This is a genomic window from Rhizobium acaciae, assembly GCF_025941625.1.
GTDB lineage: Bacteria > Pseudomonadota > Alphaproteobacteria > Rhizobiales > Rhizobiaceae > Rhizobium > Rhizobium acaciae.
Genome location: NZ_JAPCZO010000006.1, coordinates 47,308 through 66,094 on the forward strand (window position 1 = coordinate 47,308; position 18,787 = coordinate 66,094).

16 protein-coding genes are annotated in these 18,787 nt (G+C 60.5%); 4 read left to right on the forward strand and 12 right to left on the reverse strand.

What is annotated here, in order from left to right:
* The first annotated feature begins 14 nt into the window (after positions 1–14).
* On the forward strand, positions 15–929 hold the full coding sequence (locus OLZ32_RS11310) for a hydrogen peroxide-inducible genes activator (RefSeq protein WP_168253838.1): 915 nt from the start codon (positions 15–17) through the stop codon (positions 927–929).
* A 21-nt stretch (positions 930–950) separates the two neighbouring features.
* On the opposite strand, the gene panB is transcribed toward OLZ32_RS11310, so the two are convergent.
* Both panB and panC read right to left on the reverse strand, forming a co-directional pair.
* The gene (panB, locus tag OLZ32_RS11315; protein WP_164037508.1) at positions 951–1,772 is read right to left on the reverse strand and encodes a 3-methyl-2-oxobutanoate hydroxymethyltransferase; all 822 of its coding nucleotides are present in this window, start codon (positions 1,770–1,772) and stop codon (positions 951–953) included.
* A complete protein-coding gene (gene panC, locus OLZ32_RS11320; protein WP_264396069.1) occupies positions 1,769–2,716 on the reverse strand; it encodes a pantoate--beta-alanine ligase in 948 nt (315 codons plus the stop codon). Before panC ends, panB begins: the two co-directional genes overlap by 4 nt.
* A gap of 275 nt (positions 2,717–2,991) precedes the next feature.
* Between panC and OLZ32_RS11325 the strand changes: the two genes are divergently transcribed.
* Positions 2,992–3,465 carry a ProQ/FINO family protein gene (locus OLZ32_RS11325; RefSeq protein ID WP_003550489.1) on the forward strand — a complete coding sequence of 158 codons (474 nt, stop codon included), beginning with the start codon at positions 2,992–2,994 and terminating at the stop codon, positions 3,463–3,465.
* Positions 3,466–3,569: 104 nt separating this feature from the next.
* Here OLZ32_RS11325 and OLZ32_RS11330 read toward each other — a convergent pair whose 3' ends face one another.
* The 6 genes from OLZ32_RS11330 to OLZ32_RS11355 all read right to left on the reverse strand — a co-directional run bounded on the left by OLZ32_RS11330 (position 3,570) and on the right by OLZ32_RS11355 (position 9,987).
* Positions 3,570–4,631, reverse strand: coding sequence for an ABC transporter ATP-binding protein (locus tag OLZ32_RS11330; RefSeq protein WP_003550492.1), 1,062 nt, complete (start codon positions 4,629–4,631; stop codon positions 3,570–3,572).
* Positions 4,632–4,653: 22 nt separating this feature from the next.
* Positions 4,654–5,508, reverse strand: coding sequence for a sugar phosphate isomerase/epimerase family protein (locus OLZ32_RS11335; protein ID WP_264396072.1), 855 nt, complete (start codon positions 5,506–5,508; stop codon positions 4,654–4,656).
* 65 nt (positions 5,509–5,573) lie between these two features.
* Positions 5,574–6,812: an ROK family transcriptional regulator gene (locus tag OLZ32_RS11340; protein ID WP_264396073.1), complete on the reverse strand. Its 1,239-nt coding sequence runs from the start codon at positions 6,810–6,812 to the stop codon at positions 5,574–5,576.
* Between the two features lie 38 nt (positions 6,813–6,850).
* Positions 6,851–7,693 carry a carbohydrate ABC transporter permease gene (locus OLZ32_RS11345; RefSeq protein ID WP_011649125.1) on the reverse strand — a complete coding sequence of 281 codons (843 nt, stop codon included), beginning with the start codon at positions 7,691–7,693 and terminating at the stop codon, positions 6,851–6,853.
* Entirely contained in the window at positions 7,690–8,619 is a 930-nt protein-coding gene (locus tag OLZ32_RS11350; RefSeq protein ID WP_264396079.1) for a carbohydrate ABC transporter permease, read from the reverse strand. Before OLZ32_RS11350 ends, OLZ32_RS11345 begins: the two co-directional genes overlap by 4 nt.
* Positions 8,620–8,688: 69 nt before the next feature.
* Positions 8,689–9,987 (reverse strand): type 2 periplasmic-binding domain-containing protein, encoded by a 1,299-nt coding sequence (locus tag OLZ32_RS11355; protein ID WP_027664475.1) that lies wholly within the window; start codon positions 9,985–9,987, stop codon positions 8,689–8,691.
* A gap of 369 nt (positions 9,988–10,356) precedes the next feature.
* Between OLZ32_RS11355 and OLZ32_RS11360 the strand changes: the two genes are divergently transcribed.
* Positions 10,357–11,403 (forward strand): Gfo/Idh/MocA family protein, encoded by a 1,047-nt coding sequence (locus tag OLZ32_RS11360; RefSeq protein WP_264396085.1) that lies wholly within the window; start codon positions 10,357–10,359, stop codon positions 11,401–11,403.
* Positions 11,404–11,430: 27 nt separating this feature from the next.
* Here OLZ32_RS11360 and OLZ32_RS11365 read toward each other — a convergent pair whose 3' ends face one another.
* Positions 11,431–12,570, reverse strand: coding sequence for an ROK family transcriptional regulator (locus OLZ32_RS11365; protein WP_003550506.1), 1,140 nt, complete (start codon positions 12,568–12,570; stop codon positions 11,431–11,433).
* 242 nt (positions 12,571–12,812) lie between these two features.
* Here OLZ32_RS11365 and OLZ32_RS11370 point away from each other — a divergent pair, with 242 nt between their 5' ends.
* Complete coding sequence (locus OLZ32_RS11370; protein WP_264396087.1) at positions 12,813–15,839, forward strand: alpha-mannosidase; 3,027 nt, start codon at positions 12,813–12,815, stop codon at positions 15,837–15,839.
* Positions 15,840–15,996: 157 nt separating this feature from the next.
* Here the strand turns inward: OLZ32_RS11370 and OLZ32_RS11375 are convergent, their stop codons facing one another.
* From OLZ32_RS11375 to OLZ32_RS11385, 3 genes are read right to left on the reverse strand one after another with little or no spacing between them, the layout of a single operon-like run.
* A complete protein-coding gene (locus OLZ32_RS11375) occupies positions 15,997–16,665 on the reverse strand; it encodes a TetR/AcrR family transcriptional regulator (RefSeq protein WP_003550510.1) in 669 nt (222 codons plus the stop codon).
* Positions 16,655–17,902 (reverse strand): amidase family protein, encoded by a 1,248-nt coding sequence (locus OLZ32_RS11380; protein WP_245272032.1) that lies wholly within the window; start codon positions 17,900–17,902, stop codon positions 16,655–16,657. Before OLZ32_RS11380 ends, OLZ32_RS11375 begins: the two co-directional genes overlap by 11 nt.
* Positions 17,830–18,618, reverse strand: coding sequence for a cysteine hydrolase (locus tag OLZ32_RS11385; RefSeq protein ID WP_003550514.1), 789 nt, complete (start codon positions 18,616–18,618; stop codon positions 17,830–17,832). Before OLZ32_RS11385 ends, OLZ32_RS11380 begins: the two co-directional genes overlap by 73 nt.
* Positions 18,619–18,787: the final 169 nt, after the last annotated feature.

Here is an 18,787-nt window from a genome sequence, read left to right on the forward strand (position 1 = left end):
GATAAGCTGAGATTATGAAGAACCTTACGCTGAAACAGCTACGTTATTTTGAAGCGCTGGCAAGAGATGGACGCTTCCGACGCGCGGCCGACGCCTGTGCGATCTCCCAGCCGGCATTGTCAATGCAGATCAAAGAACTTGAGCAAGAGTTGGGCGGTGAGCTTTTCGAGCGCAACGCGCGTGAGGTGAAGCTGACCGCTTTCGGTCAGACCGTCGCTCTCAGGATCCGCGATATCCTGCGTGGCGTCGACGAACTGGCGGAACTGGCGCGCGCCGCGCGCGATCCTTTCCTGACGCGGCTGCGCATCGGCATCATCCCGACGATTGCGCCCTATCTGTTGCCGGCCATCATCAACGATCTGAACAGGAGCTTTGCAGGCATTCAGATCGAAGTGCGCGAAACGCAGACGTCGAAGCTGGTTCAGGAGCTGGCGCAGGGCCAGCTGGATACGGCAATCGTTGCCTTGCCCGTGTCGGAACCATCCCTGGCAGAACTTGAGCTCTTCAAGGAAGAGTTCGTGCTGGTTCGGCGGCCCGAAGACGAGGGTAAGCCGGTGCCCGAACGCGAGGCGTTGCGCGAAATGCGGTTGTTGCTGCTCGAGGAAGGCCACTGCTTTCGCGATCAGGCCTTGTCGTTCTGCAAGATCGGGCAGGCCCGTCCCCGGGAAGTCATGGAAGGCAGCTCTCTCTCCACCTTGGTCCAGATGGTCAGCGCCGGTATCGGCATCACCTTGATTCCCGAGATGGCCGTTCCCCTCGAAACGCGCTCGGCGCACGTCTCGATCTCCCGTTTTCAGTCTCCGCAGCCGTCGCGAACGATAGGCATGATCTGGCGCAATTCGACACCGATGGCCAAACAGCTCCAGCAGGTTTCCGAGGCGGTTCGCCGGTCGGCCGACAGCATGCGCGAACAGTATGCCGTCCGGTGATGGACCTGATATGGCCTCGCCTCAAGATCGCCGTTTGAACGTATGCTCCGCTGCCGGAAACTGTCGCGATCGGACCTCGTCGGCATAGGCGGCAGCGGCGGCCGAAATCCTCTTGCCGAGTTCGTCGTAGCGCTTGACGAAGCGCGGGGTGAAATCGTTGAAGAGCCCCAGAATGTCGTCGGAAACCAGAACCTGACCGTCGCAGGCGGAAGAAGCGCCGATGCCGATGGTCGGGACGTGCACGGCGGACGTCACCTCCCGGGCGAGCGGCTCCACCGTGCCCTCGATGACGACGGCAAAGGCGCCCGAGCCGCCAACGGCGTGGGCATCGCGGCGGATCTTCGACGTCTCGTGTTCGGAATGGCCGACAGATCGATAACCGCCTGCGGTTTGGACCTGCTGCGGCATCAGGCCGATATGGCCCATAACCGGAATCCCCCGCTTGGTCAGAAAGGCGATGGTCTCGGCCATCTCCTCGCCGCCCTCCAGCTTGACGGCATCACAGCCGGTTTCCTGCAGGATGCGGACAGCATTGCGGAAGGCGATCTCCTTGGATTCCTGATAACTGCCGAACGGCATGTCGACGACAACGCAGGCCTTGCCGACGCCGCGCATCACCGCCTTGCCGTGCGCGATCATCATATCGAGCGTGACGCCGATGGTGCTCTCCATACCGTAGAGTACCATGCCGAGCGAATCCCCAACCAGCAGGAGGTCGCAATGCTCATCGAGCAGCCGCGCCATGGGCGTCGTATAGGCGGTCAGGCAGACGATCGGCTTGCCGCCCTTCATGGCTGAGATGCGCGGTGGCGTAATGCGCTTCTGAATTCCGGCCGCGCTCATCTGGTCACTCCCTTTCCCGGCAAGCTCTGCCCGCCGATCACCCTTTTGTTCCCGACAACCCGGTTGTCTCCGACAACTCGGTTGTCACTGACGACCCGGTTGTCACTGACGACCCTGTTGTCGAGCAGCCGTGTCGAGCCGACCCGAACGAAGAGCGCCACGACGACAGGCTCTGCGATCGATGTGACCGGCTGCAGCGTTGCGGCATCCCTGACGGCGACGACCTCGGGCTTTGCCAGAGGCTCGCGATTGAGAAATGCCGTGAGCCTTGCCTCGAGTTCCACCGGATCGGTCAGGCCGCCGGCGACCAGACGCTCGGCCTCGTCAAGGGTCTGGGGGACGATCACCGCGGCATGCCGCTCCGCCTCGCTGAGATAGACGTTGCGCGACGACAATGCGAGGCCGTCGCTGTCCCTGACCGTCGGCACCGATATCACGCGCACCGGCAAGGCCAGATCGTCCACCATGCGCCTGATGATCACGACCTGCTGGTAATCCTTCTCTCCAAAATAGGCGGTTTGCGGCTGCACGATGTTGAAAAGCTTACAGACGACAGTGGCGACGCCGGCAAAATGCCCAGGCCGTACCGCCCCTTCGAGTTCGCGCCCGAGATCGGGAACGTCGACGACAGCAAGCATCGGGCGGGGATACATGTCCTCGACGCCAGGCGAAAAAAGGAAATTGACGCCGGCTTGCCTCAGCATGGCGTCGTCGCGTTCCAGATCGCGCGGATATTTGCTGAGGTCTTCCGCCGGGCCGAACTGCAGCGGATTGACGAAAATCGAGACGACGACGATGTCGTTCTCGGCGCGAGCGCGCGAGACGAGCTCCATATGACCGGCATGGAGATAGCCCATCGTCGGAACAAGGCCAACGGTTCGCCCCTGCCGCCTCAGCGCATCGAGCGTGTGGCGCAACTCGTCAATGCTCGAGAAAACCCGCATATATCCTCCCTGGCCGGTCACTCCATCTTGGGCGCGGATAAGAAGTGTAATCGATGCGGCAGGTCAATGCATATTCCTCGATAAAAACGATTAGATGAAACGCCAGCCGATGACACCGGACCATATCAGCCCTGGGGAACGGATTTTCGTCACTTGGCTGATGTTGCGCGTCTCACCTGCTTGCAGTGGAACCGACGATGTGCGACTTCCGTTACTCGCCCTGTCCGTCAAGATACCATCACAGTCGATCGCTATGGACGTTACATGGAGGACGCATGGACAAGCCCTGGAAGATCAGCCGCGGACCGATTGCGGCAACCGAGCTCGACGTGGAGAAGGCAAACGCGATCAATGTGCTGTTGATCCGGCCGGTCGGCGTCCTTCCGGCCAAGGCGGGTGATCCGGTCCTTCCTTTTGCCGTCGGCCTTTTCAACGAACTCCGCCCGCTCTTGAAGCCCGATGCCGGCGTCACCACGCTCAGGCGAGCGACCGCGGCCTATGTCCACTGCCGGCGCTACTATTTCGCCAGCGCCCAGCCCGATTCCATGCGCCATAGTCTTGACGGTGAACCTGTCGAACCACTGTCGTCCGAAGACCGGCTGGTCGCGCAAAAACGCTTCCTGAGCCTCAAGCAGACCACCGGCAAAGCCGATGCGCCCGAAGAGACAGCACCGGTTCCCGCTCCCCTGGTGAGCAAAAGCGAACAGATCCGCGCAGCCCTCCTCGGCAAAAGGAACGCCGCCAGCTAGAGCAGGATGACAGCTTTCCTCAATAAAAGAGCTCTCGGGGGCCGGGGGCGCCGAAAACGCGCCCCCGGCTGGCGCCGGCCGAAGGGGAGGGGCAATCGGCCGGGTCAGTTCAACGGGGCTTCGCCTGAGGTGATCCGCTGCTCGTTTCCGGCGAACAGGTGAACAGCATCATGGATTGGCGCAATCCTCAGCACCTCGCCGGGGGCCGCCCTGATCCGTTCCCTGAAGACGCAGGTCAGCGTCTGCGTTCCCAGCCGGACGATGACGAGCGTTTCCGAACCCGTCGGCTCGACGACCACCGTCGTGACCTCGATGCCGCCCGGGTCCAACCGGATATGTTCGGGACGAATGCCGTAGATGACGGCATCTGCCGGACGGCGCTCGCTCGGCAGGAGCAGACCGTCGGCGGTTCGAAACCCGTCTCCCGTCATGCTGCCGCTGATGAAATTCATCGCCGGGGAACCGATGAAGCCTGCGACGAAGAGGTTGTTCGGACGATCGTACAATTCCAGCGGAGAGCCCGACTGCTCGATCAGGCCGTCCTTCATGACGACGATCTTGTCGGCCATGGTCATGGCTTCGATCTGGTCGTGGGTGACATAGATGGTCGTCGTCTGCAGCCGTTGATGCAATTCCTTGATCTCCGAGCGCATCTGCACCCTGAGCTTGGCATCGAGGTTCGACAGGGGCTCGTCGAAGAGGAAGACGGCCGGGTCGCGGACGATTGCCCGCCCCATCGCCACGCGCTGTCTCTGGCCGCCCGACAGTTGCTTGGGATATCTCTCCAGGAGACTTTCGAGACCGAGGATCTTCGCGGCGTTGCCGACCCGCTGATCGATCTCCGACCTCGGCATCCGTTTCAGCCGCAGCGAAAAGCCCATGTTCTTGGCAACGGTCATATGCGGGTAGAGCGCGTAGTTCTGAAACACCATGGCGATGTCCCGATCCTTGGGGGCAAGCTCGTTGACGATATGCTTGCCGATCTGGATCTGCCCCGAGGTGATGCCCTCGAGGCCCGCGATCATTCTCAAAAGTGTGGATTTGCCGCAGCCCGAGGGGCCGACCAGAACGACGAACTCGCCGTCGCCGATATCGACCGATACGCCTTTGATCGCTTTGAACGCGCCGTAATCCTTGCGCGCATTGTTGACCGAAACATGGGCCATTACCGTCCTCCCGAAATCGCTGTCAAAGTCCGCTCAGGACATTTCTCAGATAATCGAGGCCGAGGCGCTCGCCGTCTTTGCGCTCGGCTAAGTCCTTGCCCGGCCAGCCATAGGCGGCATCCTCGTGTTCGATCGACAGCGTGCCGTCGAAACCAGCCCCGCGGGCCTGGCGCAGAAACCTCGGCCAATCGATGAGGCCGAGCCCGGGCAGCTTGTATTGCCACCAGCCCTTGCCGTGGTAACCGACAGCCTGCAGGCTCTCCGGATCGATTGCCGTGTCCTTGGCATGAAGGATGGCGATGCGATCCTTCACCGCCTCCATCGCCTGATACGGATCGACGCCGATGCGAATGAGGTGCGAGGGATCGAATTCCAGGCCGAAGCGGGGGTTCTCGATCCTTTGAAAAAGCTCCTGCCATCCTTTCGGCGTCGTCCCGATGAAATTGTCCTTCGGACCGGGCCAGTTCTCGATTGCAACCGTCAGGCCGTAGGGCTCCGTCTGCGCGATCAGGCCGTTGGCGAAATCGGCGAAGTCATCATAATTGGCTTCGTCGCTTGCGGTGTCGTCCCGGCCCGGGAAGATCACGAAGATAGGGACGCCCGCTTCACCGATCGCGCCGGCAAATTCGGCGGTCCTTTCCCGAAGTGCCGTTCGTTTTGCCCGGTCGGCATCGAGTTGATTGCCGAAATAGGTAATCGACGACACGAAGAGGCCGCGGCTACGCGCGAGCGCGACGGCGGCCTCCACCCGGTCCGGCGTCTTGATATGACCGCCGACGTCGATCTCGATGGCGTCGAAACCGACCGATGCGGCGAAGTCCACCACTTCCTCCAGGGGCCGATCGTTGAATGTCGAGGTGTAAAAGCCGATCTTCACCAAAATCCTCCGATCTTCACCAAAATCCCGTTCTTCACCAAAATCCGTGGGCCTTGCCGGCCGTTTCAACTGTTCAGGCGATCCATGTTCTTGAGTGGCGAACGTGTGCGTTGAGCAGCGTCCGCCGATGCGAGCATGAGGGCTGCTGCCATCGGCATGACCGCCGCCCCCATGGCAGAGGCATCCTCTCCGAGCGAGGCGCGATGAAGCGAGGGAAGGCTGGTGTCCTCGGCATCGAGATGCTCGTGCACATAGCGCAGTAACTCGTCGACGATGCGGATCGGCAATCTGCCGCCGACAAGGACGGCGTCGGGGTCGACGACCATGCCGATATGCTTGACGGCGACGGCCAGATGCGCGCTCATTTCCTTCAGCCACTGCGACACGAGGCGCCTGCCATGCGCATCCAGCGTCAGGAGATCGTGGGGAATACTCACCTCGACGCCATGCCGCGCAAGAAAATCATAGAGGAAGAACAGCGAGAATATCTCGCCGAGAAGCTGGACCTTATGGGCCTTCCCGTCCCCGCCATCGGCGATCGGAAGCCAGCCGATTTCGCCGCTGAGGCCCATGGCGCCACGATGACCGTTGCCGTCGAGCACGAGGCCGCCGCCCGGGCATGGATTGATGGCGATGTAGAAGAAGCTGCTGCTTTCAGCACCCAGTCCATAATCGAGTTCGGCAAGGGCTGCGGCATTGGCTTCGTTTTCGATGAAGACGGGATGCTGCGTCAGGTTCTCCAGTGCGGCGCGCACATCGAATGCCGTCCATTCCTGATAAGCCTCGGGCTTGCCGAGGAGCGAAATCTCGCCAAGCCAATCCGGCATCGCCAGACCGATACCGGCAAGGCGCGCGTCGTCGATGAGCCGGCTGCGCTGGAAATGCGAAATCGCATCGGCCGTGAGTTGCAGGAATTCCGCCGGCAGGATGAAGCGTTTTTCGTGATGCACGCGGGCGCGGACGTTGCCGACGGCATCGACGGCCAGGATCGTCAGATGGTCGCGATCGATGTTGATACCGATGGCAAAACAGGCATCCGGGTTGATTTCGAGTTCGATCGCCGGCTGGCCTCTCAGCCCATGCCGACGGCGGGCTTCCATGATCAGGCCCTCATCCAGCAGGCGATCGACGATCCGGGCGATTGCCGGTTTGGTAAAACCCGTCCGCCTGGCAATTTCGGCACGCGAAATCGGCGCCTGGCGATGAATGCAGCGCAGGACGACAGCCCTGTTGTGCTCACCTGCATCCTCGACATTGGCGCCCGTCAGATCCGGGGACAGTCTGGCGCCGAGTGTCTGGTTCATGCTCGAAATCCTTCCTTGCGCATCGCCTGAACCGATCGTCATCCCTTGACGGCGCCACTGGTCATCGCACCGAGGATCAGCCGCTGGAGCGACAGGAAGGCGACGATCGCCGGAACGACTGCGATCAGGCAGGCGGCGGCAAGCAGTTGGATGGACGAGTCGGTTTGCATGCCGCGGAAGTTAAAGATCCCGACGCCGATCGGCATCAGATCATTTTTTGTGAGCAACAGAAAAGGCACCAGAAATTGCGACCAGCCGGCAATCACCGTGATGATGAAGACGGAAGCGATGCCCGGCGCCGATAATGGCAGAATGATGCGCCAGAAGACCGAAAATCGATTGCAGCCATCGATCATCGCCGCTTCGTCGAGGCTGCGCGGGATGCCGTCGACCGAACTCTTGAGGAGCCAGGTCGCCAGCGGAACACCAAGCGCGATATAGACCATGACGACGGCAAAATGCGTATCCAGCAGGCCGAGGCGGTTCATGTAGCGGTAGAGCGGCACCATGATGACGAGCGGCGAGATCATCTGGAAAAGCAGCAGCCCCATCATCGACAGGCCCTTGCCCCGGAACTGAAAGCGGGAAAAGGCGTATGCCGCGGGCAGTGCGACGATCAGTACGCCCAGCCCGCTAAGGGCGGCAAGCTTGAGGCCGTTCCAGAGATAGATCGGAAAATAGCTGTTGTTCAAAACGGTGATGAAATTGTCGATGGTGGGATTGTTTGGAATATATCGCGCCGCGCCGCGATAGATCTCGCGCTTGTCGCGCATCGCCATCGACAGAAGATAGGTGAGGGGGCCGGCGAAGAATACGAACATTACCAGCATGAACAGATAGCTCATGGCATCGCCGAGCCGCGTTCCGGTCCGTCCGCTCATTGCTCTTCCTCCTTCGGCAGGAACGACGCATAGATAAAGGCAAGCCCGAGGCTGATGATCAGCATGAGCACGGAGAGCACGCTGCCGCCGGACAGGTCGTAGTTTCTAAAGACGATATTGAAGACGTAGAGCGAGATGACCTCGGTCGCACGCCCCGGACCGCCGCCCGTCAGCGTGATGATCGCATCGAAAGTATTCACCGTCTGGATCGTAATGAGGATCATATTGACGAGGATCGCCGCGCGCAGTTGCGGAAGCGTGACGAAGAAAAACTGCTGCGACGCCGTCGCACCGTCGACCTCCGCCGCTTCATAGAGCGAGGGATCGATCGACTTCAGCGCTGCATACATGACGACCATCGAAAATGCCGTGCCGCGCCATATGTTGGAGATAAGGGTAGACCACGGTGCGATTGCGGGATCGGAGAGCCAGGCGACAACAGGCATGTGCATCAACCTGAGAATGCTGTTCAGCGCACCATAAGGCGCTTCGGAAAAGAGCATCTGCCAGATGATGCCGCCGGCAATTCCGGGGACAACCCAGGCAACCAGCGCCGTCGTCCTCAAAATGGTGGTGCCGAACAGGCCGCGCTTTTCGCCGCGGATAACCACGACGGCGACCGCAAGGCCTAAAATCTGCTGACCGATAACGCTGCCGCCGACAAAGATCAGGGTCGCCCATAAAATGTCGGGTAGCTGCGGCGAGCTCAACGCATTGGTGATCGACCCCAGCGTATAATCCTGATTGTCGCCGATCAGCGTGGCATTGGTGAACGAAAGCCTGAAAACGTCGATGACGGGGTAAAGGTAGAAGATGCCGATGACGACGATCACGGGCATGATCCAGGGCAGGGGCGCACCGGCGAAACGGCGCATGAACGTTCTGCTTTGAGGCTGGCTGTCAGCCTCGATGGCAATGGGGCTCATTGGCTTCTCTGTGCGGGTTTGGCAATGTCGACGGCGCCTGGCGGGCAGGCGCCGTCACGGTCGGAAGCACTAGAGACGCTTGTAGGCCTCCAGCGCCGCATTGAAGGCGGCATTCAAAGCGTCTTCCGGCTTTTTGGTCCCCGAGAGCACGTCGCCCATCATGATCTGGATCTGGTTGGAGATTTCAGGATAGATCGGCACACCCGGGCGTGCCTGTCCATCGACCAGAGCCGCGGCGAAGGTCTTGTTGGCTTCGGTGGAGAAGACCTCATATTTGTCGAACAGCGACTTCCTGGTCGGCAACTGCTGCTGCAGCGCGTTTGCCGGCCCCATATAGACCTCGCGTGCGAGGTTGGCGCACATCTCGATCTTGTCCTTGTCCTTGCTGAAGGAGGCGATCGTCCAGCCGCCGGTTCCGGTCGAACGCTGATCGGCGCTGGGGCCGGGGATCGGCGAGAAGGTCCAGTTGTTGAACTCGTCCTCGTCGAGCGTGGCCTTCAGCTGCGCATATTGCCAGTTGCCGCCGATGAAGAGAGCCGTCGTCGCCGCTGCCGCCGCGGCATTCATATCGTCGTAATTCGCGATCGTGCTGACGCGCTTGGGCGCGGCACCGGAATCGACGAGATCCTTGAAATAATTCAGCGCCTTCAGGAATTTCTCCTTGTTCTCGCCTTCGCCGAATACCGGCTTGCCTGAGTCGTCGACGAGCTTGCCGCCCAGCGCCCAATAATTCGCGAGCCAGTCGAACGTCGTCCCTTCCCAGCGCCCGCCGTTGAAGAGAACGCCTTCCATGCCTTCCTTGGTGGAGGCGAGCGCGGCCGTTTTCAGGTCGTCCCATGTCTGGGGCGCATCCGCAACGATCGACTTGTTGCGATAGAGCACACGAAGGTCCGTATCCCACCACCAGGCGCGGACCGTCTGGTCCTTATCCGTGATGCCGCTGCGGATGAAGGGGAACAGGTCATCCACTTCCTCCTTCGAAAAATACGGCGTGAAGTCCGCAAGAACTTTATTGACCATGAACTGCGAGAGGACGAAGGAGTCGACGGCAGCGCAGTCAGGCGCGTTGCCGGCCTTGGCCTGCTCCAGCATCTTGGCCTGTTCGGTTCCGATGTCCGAGGACATGAATTGCATCTGCAATTTCCAGTCCGGATGCTTCTTGATGAAATCGACGAACAGCTTCTGATAGCCCTCGGCGATCGCCGGGTCCGAATTGTTGGGACTATCGTTCGTCAGACGGACGACGAGGGATTTCGGCGCATCGGCAAGGCCGATCCTGTCCTTCGTGGCAAGTTCCTGGGCAAATGAAACGGATGCTGAAAATAACATGGTGCTCAGCGCAAATGCGCTGACGGTGGCGCTCTTCATGATGGGTCTCCTCCCCATTTTGAACGGATACAGCCTGGCGGTCAGTTGACCTCTCCTCATTTCCGTGCTGCATTAATTAGATTAAGTTACTTTGATTTGATGTCAAGCCACAGCTTGGAAGGCCAGACCTGGGAGGTTGAGATGCTGGCGACAATCAACAGCAGCTAGCGCACAGTTCCGGAAAATCGAGATCGATTTCCGGAAAAGAACATGCGCCGTGAAAGTGATGGAGCGTCCCGCGGCACGCGCGGCGCATCCACCGCAATTTTCCTGAAGAAGAGCACGAGGCAATCGCGGATGGCTGCGATGGCGCGAGTGCGGTTTTGCCCGGCTGAACTGCCGCGGGAAGTTAATTCCATGGAGGATAAGATGCGTCTACTCATTCTCGGTACCGGCGGAATGGCCAACCAGCATGCCGCCAACTTCAAGGCGATCGAAGGCGTCAGTGTCGTGGGCGGCGTCGATGTCGTCCCGGAAAGGCTCGCGGCCTTTTGCACCGAACATGGCATCGCCAATCATTTCACGATCCTCGAGGATGCTCTCGCCTGGGGCGAGTTCGACGCAGTGGCAAACGTCACGCCGGACCGCATTCACCACCCGACGACGCTGCAGGCGATCGCAGCCGGCAAGCATGTCTTCTGCGAAAAGCCGCTCGCCACCGATGCCGTCAAGGCCATGGAGATGACCGAGGCCATCGAGCGATCGGGCAAGGTCGGCATGGTCAACTTCACCTATCGCAATTCGCCCGCCCTTCAGAAAGGCCGGCAGATGGTGCTCGCCGGCGAAATCGGGGAGATCAGGCATGTCGAGGCCTCCCACCTGCAAAGCTGGCTGGTCGGTCGTCACTGGGGCGACTGGAAAACCGAAAGCAAATGGCTGTGGCGGCTGAGCAAGAAACACGGATCCAATGGCGCGCTCGGCGATATCGGAATTCATATCGTCGATTTCGCATCATACGGTTCCGGGCTCGACGTTGCTCATGTCTTCGCCCGGCTGAAGACCTTCGACAAGGCGCCGGGCCACAAAATCGGCGAGTATGATCTCGATGCGAATGACAGCTTTACGATGAATGTCGATTTCTTCGGCGGGGCGATCGGGACGATCCAGGCGACGCGCACGGCGGCCGGACAGATGGATCAGCTGCGCCTCAGGGTCTATGGCGAAACCGGCTCGATCGAGATGATCTACGACACCGGAAAATCGACGCTACGCGCCTGTCTTGGAGAAGACGTGCACACGGCGACCTGGCGTGACGTGCCCTTCGATCCGGTCGAGACGAACTACCAGCGTTTCGTGCAGGCCGTACGGGCGGGCAGGACCCAGGAACCCTCGTTCCGGCGGGCGGCCAATATCCAGAAAATCCTGGACAAGGCGCTGGCCTCCGATCTCAGCCACGCCGATGAAGCGCTCGGCTGATTCACGCCAAAGCGGCTGGTTGGGCCATCAGGCTGAAGCCGGCGGCAGCAGCAAAGTGTTGAGGAAAGGGAGGAGCGCTGCACCGAGCGCAACGCCGCCGCCGCTGAAACTCGCGGGTTTCATCGGCGAAATCCAGGGCGTCAGCAACGGTCTCGTCGAGGTGTCGCGCCGCTCGATGGAAAGCTGATGGATCAACGCTTCGATCACGCCCTGTGGCAGGTCGCTGCCGATCATGACGACGCTCGGGGCGAGGAAACCGGCCATGGCGATGATCGGGTCGAGCAGATGGCCGGCGGCTTCCCGTATCCATTGCGACAGTAACGGCGAGGAGATTTCCTCGCCCTTCAGCAGGCGGATGAATGCCTGGTCGCCGATCCGTGATCGCAGGGATTCGAAACCGACGACGGTGTTCAATTGGACATTGTCCGGGCCCGTCAGCATTTCGCCGATGCTGCCTGCCCGGCCATGCACGCCGGAATAGGGAATACCGCGAATGAGAAAGCCGGCCTGAACGTCGTCGTCGATGATGATCATCGCAAGTCCGCCTTCCCTGCCGGAGCTGCCGATGGTGCGTTCGGCGAGAAGGCTCGCCGTGCACTCGTTCTCGACATAGGGACGCGCGATCGTCGACATCGCGGCGATCTGATCGCTTTGATCCTCTGTCCAGTCGTTGGCGGCGATGCCGAGCCCGATGATCGGCAATGTCGCGTGCCGATCGACCATATCCCTGACGGCCGCATGTACCAGGCTGACCCTGTCTGCGGGGTCCAGCTCGATATAGACCCGGTCATGGACCTGACCACTCAGATCGATGAGCACGGCCTCGCCACGCCTTTGGCGAAGCTTGACGCCGATCGAGAAAGCACCTTCCGGGCGCAAGGCAAACTCGGTCGCGGTGGCCCCTCCGCCAACGCCATTGCGGCGGTTGGAGGTCACGAGCTTCTCCTCAGCCAATCGGCGTAGAATATTGGTAATGCCGGGGCCGGTCAGGCCGCAATGCCGGCCAAGCTCCATCCGCGTCAACGGGCCATGGCGGCGGATCGCCTCCAGAATGACGCGAATATTGCGGTCGGCGATTTCACCGGACCTCAGGCCGACCATTTTGGCGCGCAGGGCACCCATCTCCTGAGTGTGAAGCCGACGCGGCCCTGACCGAAGATACCGCATAGTCGCCGTCCTTAGAGCTCCATGACGCTTGTGTATCACGCCGGCGTCTGCCGCAATGAAATTCTTACGGGCTTGACGCCAAATCAAAGTTACTTAATCTAAGACTCTGCAAGCCTGCTTGGAGGAGGGGCGGGGCAATCGCGATGTCGGTCGCGCCATCTTCATCTCCCCCAAAAGCATGACCACGACCCCAAAAGCATGACGACAAGATTGTCAGCCGTCGATTTTCAACAGGATAAGCCATGCCTCTGACCATTGCCCAGCGCCTCGATCGTCTCAAAGTTCGCATTGCCGAGTTGGCGCATTGGCGCGATCGACAAAGTGCTGCGATCGACGGCTGGACTTTCGAGGGCGAGCCGATCGCACATCACCAGGACTGGCCGCACCGCCAGGGGGTGGTGCATTTTGCCGCGACCGCTGAAGCGCCGGAGGCGTGGCCTCTTGACGATATTCGCCTGCAGCTCGATCTCGGCGGCGAGAGCCTGATTACGCTGAGCTATCCCGATGGAGAGACGGAAACATTCGGTCTCGATCCCTATCATCAGGAATTCCCGGTGAAGGGCCGCCGCCTCTCGATCGTAACGGAAACCGTCGCCCGCTTTCCGTTCGGCGAGCCCAATCGAGCGCCCAAGCTGAACAAGGCCCGGTTTATCTGGCTCGACGGTCCCGCTCACCGCCTGCATCTTCTGTTGAAGCAGGTTGCCGAGGCGATCGATGCGCTGGGCGAGCATGAAGTCGTGCCGCATCTGATGGATGCCGCCGAGCACTCGTTGCGCAGTCTCGACTGGCCGTCGGATACGGCGGCCTATATCTCCCGCACATCAAGCGCCGTCATGCAGCAGAAGATCTGGGAACTGCCGGAGCTCGAGGCTGATCCGGCAGGCCTTACGGAGGAGCAGAGCGCTTCGGCAGCCACAGCCTTCGAGGCTCTGACGGCGAGGCTGAAGGAACTGCAGAAGCGCTTCCCGCCGAATGGAGAACTGCTGCTGACGGGCCATGCGCATATCGATCTCGCCTGGCTTTGGCCGTATCGCGAGACGCGGCGGAAAATGCGGCGCACCTTCAATACGGCGCTCTCGCTGATGGAACGCTCCGACGATTTCCGTTTCAATCAATCGACCGCCCATTATTACGCGCAGATGGAAGAGGAAGACCCGGAGCTTCTCGATCGCATCAAGAAGAAGGTCGCGGACGGAAAGTGGGAAACCGTCGGCGGCATGTGGGTGGAGCCCGACACGAACATGCCGACCGGCGAAAGCCTCGCCCGTCAGGTTCTCTATGGCCAGCGTTATTTCGAAAAGACCTTCGGCACCCGCCATACGGTCTGCTGGCTGCCCGATTGTTTTGGTTTCTCAGGCGCGCTTCCGCAGATCCTGAGACAGGGCGGCATCGACAGCTTCTTCACGATCAAGGTCAACTGGAGCGAGACCAACCATATTCCATCCGATCTCTTCTGGTGGAAGGGTCTCGACGGCAGCCGGGTGCTGACCCACACGTTCGACAATCCGATGCAGGGTTATAACGGCTTCGTGCAACCCGATTGCTACGTGCCGACGTGGAAGAATTTCCGCGGCAAGACGCAGCACGATACCTCGCTGCTGGCCGTCGGCTATGGCGACGGCGGCGGCGGCGTCACGCCGGAGATGGTCGAGCGCGAAGTGCAGCTGCGCGATTTCCCGGCTATCCCGCAGGCACGCTGGGGCACCGTCAAAAGCTATTACGAACAGGCGCACCGCAGCGCAGGCGAAAAGAACCTTCCCGTGTGGGATGGCGAAATCTATCTCGAACTGCATCGTGCGACGCTGACGTCGCAAAGCGGCGTCAAGCGCAAGCATCGCCAGGCCGAACGCGCGCTGATCACCGCCGAAACTATCGCTTCGCTGGCGCATATGCTCGGAGCAGACAGGCCCCGAAGCCTCGAAGCGGATTGGCGCGTCGTGCTGAAGAACGAGTTTCACGACATTCTGCCGGGCTCGAGCATCCGCGAAGTCTATCAGGATGCAGAGCAGGAACTGGACGGCGTCATCGAACATGCCAAGGCCGAACAGGCGGGGGGATTGCAAGCGCTGTCGGCCAAGCTGCCGAAGGGCGGGGTTGGCGATGCCCTCGTCGTCGTCAATCCGTCTCTTGCGCCGAGGCCGCTCAGCGCGACACTCTCTGACGGCACGGTCGTCGCGGCCGCCGATCTCGTCGCACCCTTGTCCGTCGCGGTCTTCGACAAGGGCTCGCTCAAACCGGCGGACGGGCTGAAGGCAGGCCCCGACCATCTCGAAAACGACTACCTCGTCGTTCGCATCGGCAAGGACGGGGCGGTTGTAAGCCTCCTTCACAAGGCAACGGGCAGGGAAGCGGTCGATGGCTCGGCAAATCAGCTCTGGGTCTATCCGGCCGACAAGCCGCGCAATTGGGACGCCTGGGACATCGACGCGGATTATGCCGAAAAGGCCGTCCGCCTCGAGGCGCCTGACAGTATCACCCTCGTTGAAGACGGGCCGCACCGCGCGGCGATCCGCGTCGTTTACCGCTACCGGAATTCGAGCGTCACGCAGACCTATGTGCTAACGGCCAACGCCAGGCGGCTCGACATCGAAACGACGATCGACTGGCATGATCGCCGCACACTGCTGCGAACCCTGAACCCGGTCGCCGCTCAGGCCCGCAAGGCGACCTTCGAATGCGCCTTCGGCATCGTCGAGCGGGCAACGCACACGAATACGTCCTGGGAGCAGGCGATGTTCGAGGCCGTCGCGCACCGCTTCGTCGATATCAGCGAGCCGGACTTCGGGGTCGCGCTGCTCAACAATGCCAAATACGGCCATAGCGCACGCGGCAATGTGATCGGCATGAGCCTCGTACGCGGACCGATCTATCCGGATCCGCTCGCCGACGAAGGTGAGCAGAGCTTTACCTATGCGCTGATGCCGCATGAAGGCGCCTGGCATGAAGGCGGTGTTCTCGACGAGGCGATCGATCTCAACCAGCCGCTCGTCTCGGCCGAAGCCACCGGCCTCTCCGCCGGCACTTTCGCGCCGCTTACGGTCACCGGCATCCCCGTCGCGTTCTCGGGCCTGAAGCCGGCGGAAGAGGGTGATGGTCTCATCCTGCGCCTTTACGAACCGGCCGGCCGGCGCGGCAGGCTCGCCCTCGGGCTACCTTCCGGATGGGCAGCATCGCAGCCGCTGAACATTCTCGAAGAACCGATGGAACGGAAGGGACCTGCCGACATCATGCCGTTCGAGATCCGGACCTGGAAGCTGGAAACTGCCTGACGCTATGTCACGCAGACCAAATCCTTATTTGACTTTGAATGCCGCGGAATGATCGGCGGCATTCAAAGAATGAAACCAGGGTGCACTCACTAGACGCATTCCAAGGGTAGCGTTGCGACCTTCCAGAGCATCGCCTAGGCGGGTTTGACGCGGGACATTATTTCGGGATGTCCAGCGGCTTGAGAAAGGCTTTGACCATTTCGATGGTGAAGGCGAGATGCGCCTTGCGCCAGTCTTTTTTTGTCAGATCCTGATCGAAAATGAACGACAGCGTGTGTGCATTCGACAAGTGAAACTGACTTAAAGCCACCATTGTCACGTAATAATGAAGCGGATCGACGTCAGTTCGAACCGATCCGTCCTGCGCGCCGCGCGCCAGAAAATCCGCGATTAATTTGAGCACCGGCGACGACATTTCCCGAACGCGCTGCGATGTCTTCAAGTGCTTGGCTTTCTCGACGTTTTCATTCCTCAGAAGCTGCACTAAACGCAGATCCGAATCGAAATGCTGGTGGATATGCTCAAAGAGCGCGATCAACCCCTCCAACGGGTTGAGATGATCCACATCGATTTTCAGTTCCTGCTGGCGCAGGTTGAAGAGCGCCTCTTCCAGTACCACCACATAGAGACCAGATTTGCCGCCGAAATGATGATAGAGCATGCGGGGGTTTGCGCCGGACGTCGAAAGTATGCGCTCGGTGCGCGCGCCGGCGAAGCCATGTTGCGAGAACTCCTCGCGCGCGGCTTTCAGGATTTTTGCGCGCGTGTCGGGCGCGGCGCGCATCTTCCTGGCCGGTGCTGTCACCGCTTTGATGTCAGCGCCCATCGTTGCTTTTCTCCCGACCGCTTTCTAGCGCAAAATTGAGGATGGCGCGATCCGAACCGCATCCGCCCATCACTGATAAAGGACTGCTGCCGCATTGGAGTTGTGGTGTCCCCGCATGGCCCGCAAGCGCGGTGAGTGCAAGTGTCGAAGCGTAAAAGCGGCCGATTTCTTCGCTGAGCGCGTCGATCCGCAGGTGCGGCACGGATGTCACCGGCAGTAAGGCCACAGTACCGGGCGGCAGCCGTTCTTGCAGCCAACCCGCAAAGCTTCGGCGCACCGCTGCTGCCGTCTCATAATCGGCATAGCTGATGGCCGATGCCGAGGCAAAGCGCTCACCAATATCCATCGCGAAACGGGGCTTCAGCGCGTCCAGCCGGGATCCAAGGCTACGGGCAATCTCATAACCCTGGATGGTCGAATAGGCCCACTGCAATTGCGCAGACGGCCAATGCTCGAACACCCGCATCGGTGCAGCATTTGCAAACCGTCGTGCGGCGTCCCGAAAGGCGTGCGCATCGGCCGGATCCAGCATGTCCAACGTATCTTCAACAATCGAAATCGTTAGGCAATCCACATGGGGCGCCGGCGGCAAGAGCACGTCACCGACGCGAGCGAGGGTCTGTGCGTCGCGGGCGAACCAACCAATGGTGTCGTAACTCGGTGCGAAAAGAATAACGCCGTCAAGCGGCACTGCATCGTGGCTCGGTCGCATGCCCCAAATCCCACTGAAGGCAGCCGGAACGCGAACCGATCCGCCGGTATCCGTACCGATTGCAAAATCCACCACTCGCGCTCCGACCGCAGCCGCTGATCCGCTCGACGATCCTCCCGGCAGCCAATCCGGATTTCGAGGGTTGCGCGGTATGCCATAGTGAACGTTGCGTCCTTCCAGGCTGAAGGCCAATTCGTCAGTCACTGTTTTGCCCAGACACGTGGCGCCGTTGGCAAGCAATCTGGTTACCACGGGAGCATGCGCCGCGGCAGGAGTCGCGGCCGCGCGCCAGTCGGGATTGCCGCCGCCAGTGCGCCGACGGGCAATGTCGATCAGGTCCTTGACCGCGAAAGTAAGACCCGCAAGCGAGCCTTGCGCCGTTGCATCCAGACGAAAGATTTCTCCGGGCACGAAGGCTCCGGCATTATCGACAATATGCTCGCCGTCCATCATCACATTTGTGGCAAGGTCTTGAGGACGGCGTCCGAATTGCAGACGAAGCCGAAGCATTTCTTGACGTTCCATATCGTCGCTTCGGTACAAAAGTCCGGCGAACTGGTGGCACAGCAATCGGCCAGCATGATGCAGCCATAGCCAAGGAAATTGGCATCGGTCAGCGTATGAAGCACGCATTGGTCGGTGTTGCAGCCGGCAAACAGGATGGTGCGGGTGCCGAGATTGCGCAGGATAGAATCCAGCGGCGTGTCCCAGAAACCGCTGATCCTGTACTTGTCGACCCGAACGTCAGCGGGCTGCGGCTTGAGCTCATCGACCACCTCGGCCGCCCAGGAATCCTTCTCCAGGACGTGCGCGCCGTTGGACGGCAGTGGATCGCCGAGCCCGATGCCCTCGCCACTGTTCTTGTAGAGATGAAGCTGGTTCGGCGGCATGTTGAGGAGATCCGGTCTATTGCCCCAGTTTACCCAGATGACAGGCACTTCGGCTTGGCGGAGTTGCGGAAGGAGTTTCTGCAAAGGCGCGATCGCCGCGCGATCCGCCTCATAGTTGCCGCCGATATGATCCACCCAACCATCCTTGGCACAAAAATCGTTCTGCATGTCGATAACCACAATCGCTGTGCGGGCGAGGTCGATCGTCACGCCTTGTGGTTCGGCATCGATTGTCACGACCCTTGGCAAGATGGAGGGCAACGTCATATCGACATTGGTCGGCGTTGCCCGCCAAGCGGTGTTACGGCCCTTTCCGAGAATGCCGCCACTCGCCGTATCTAAGCCCGCCATTTCCCATTCTCCTGCTGCTCTCGAACCAATTGCAGTCGTCGATGCAAGCGTCATGCCATAGCGGGAAAGCCCGGTCTGCCGCAGAAATTGGCGGTCCACGCACCGGAACTGCAGATCAATTGTGCAGCATTGAGCTGGATCTGGATAATAAATAATCATTTACTTACTT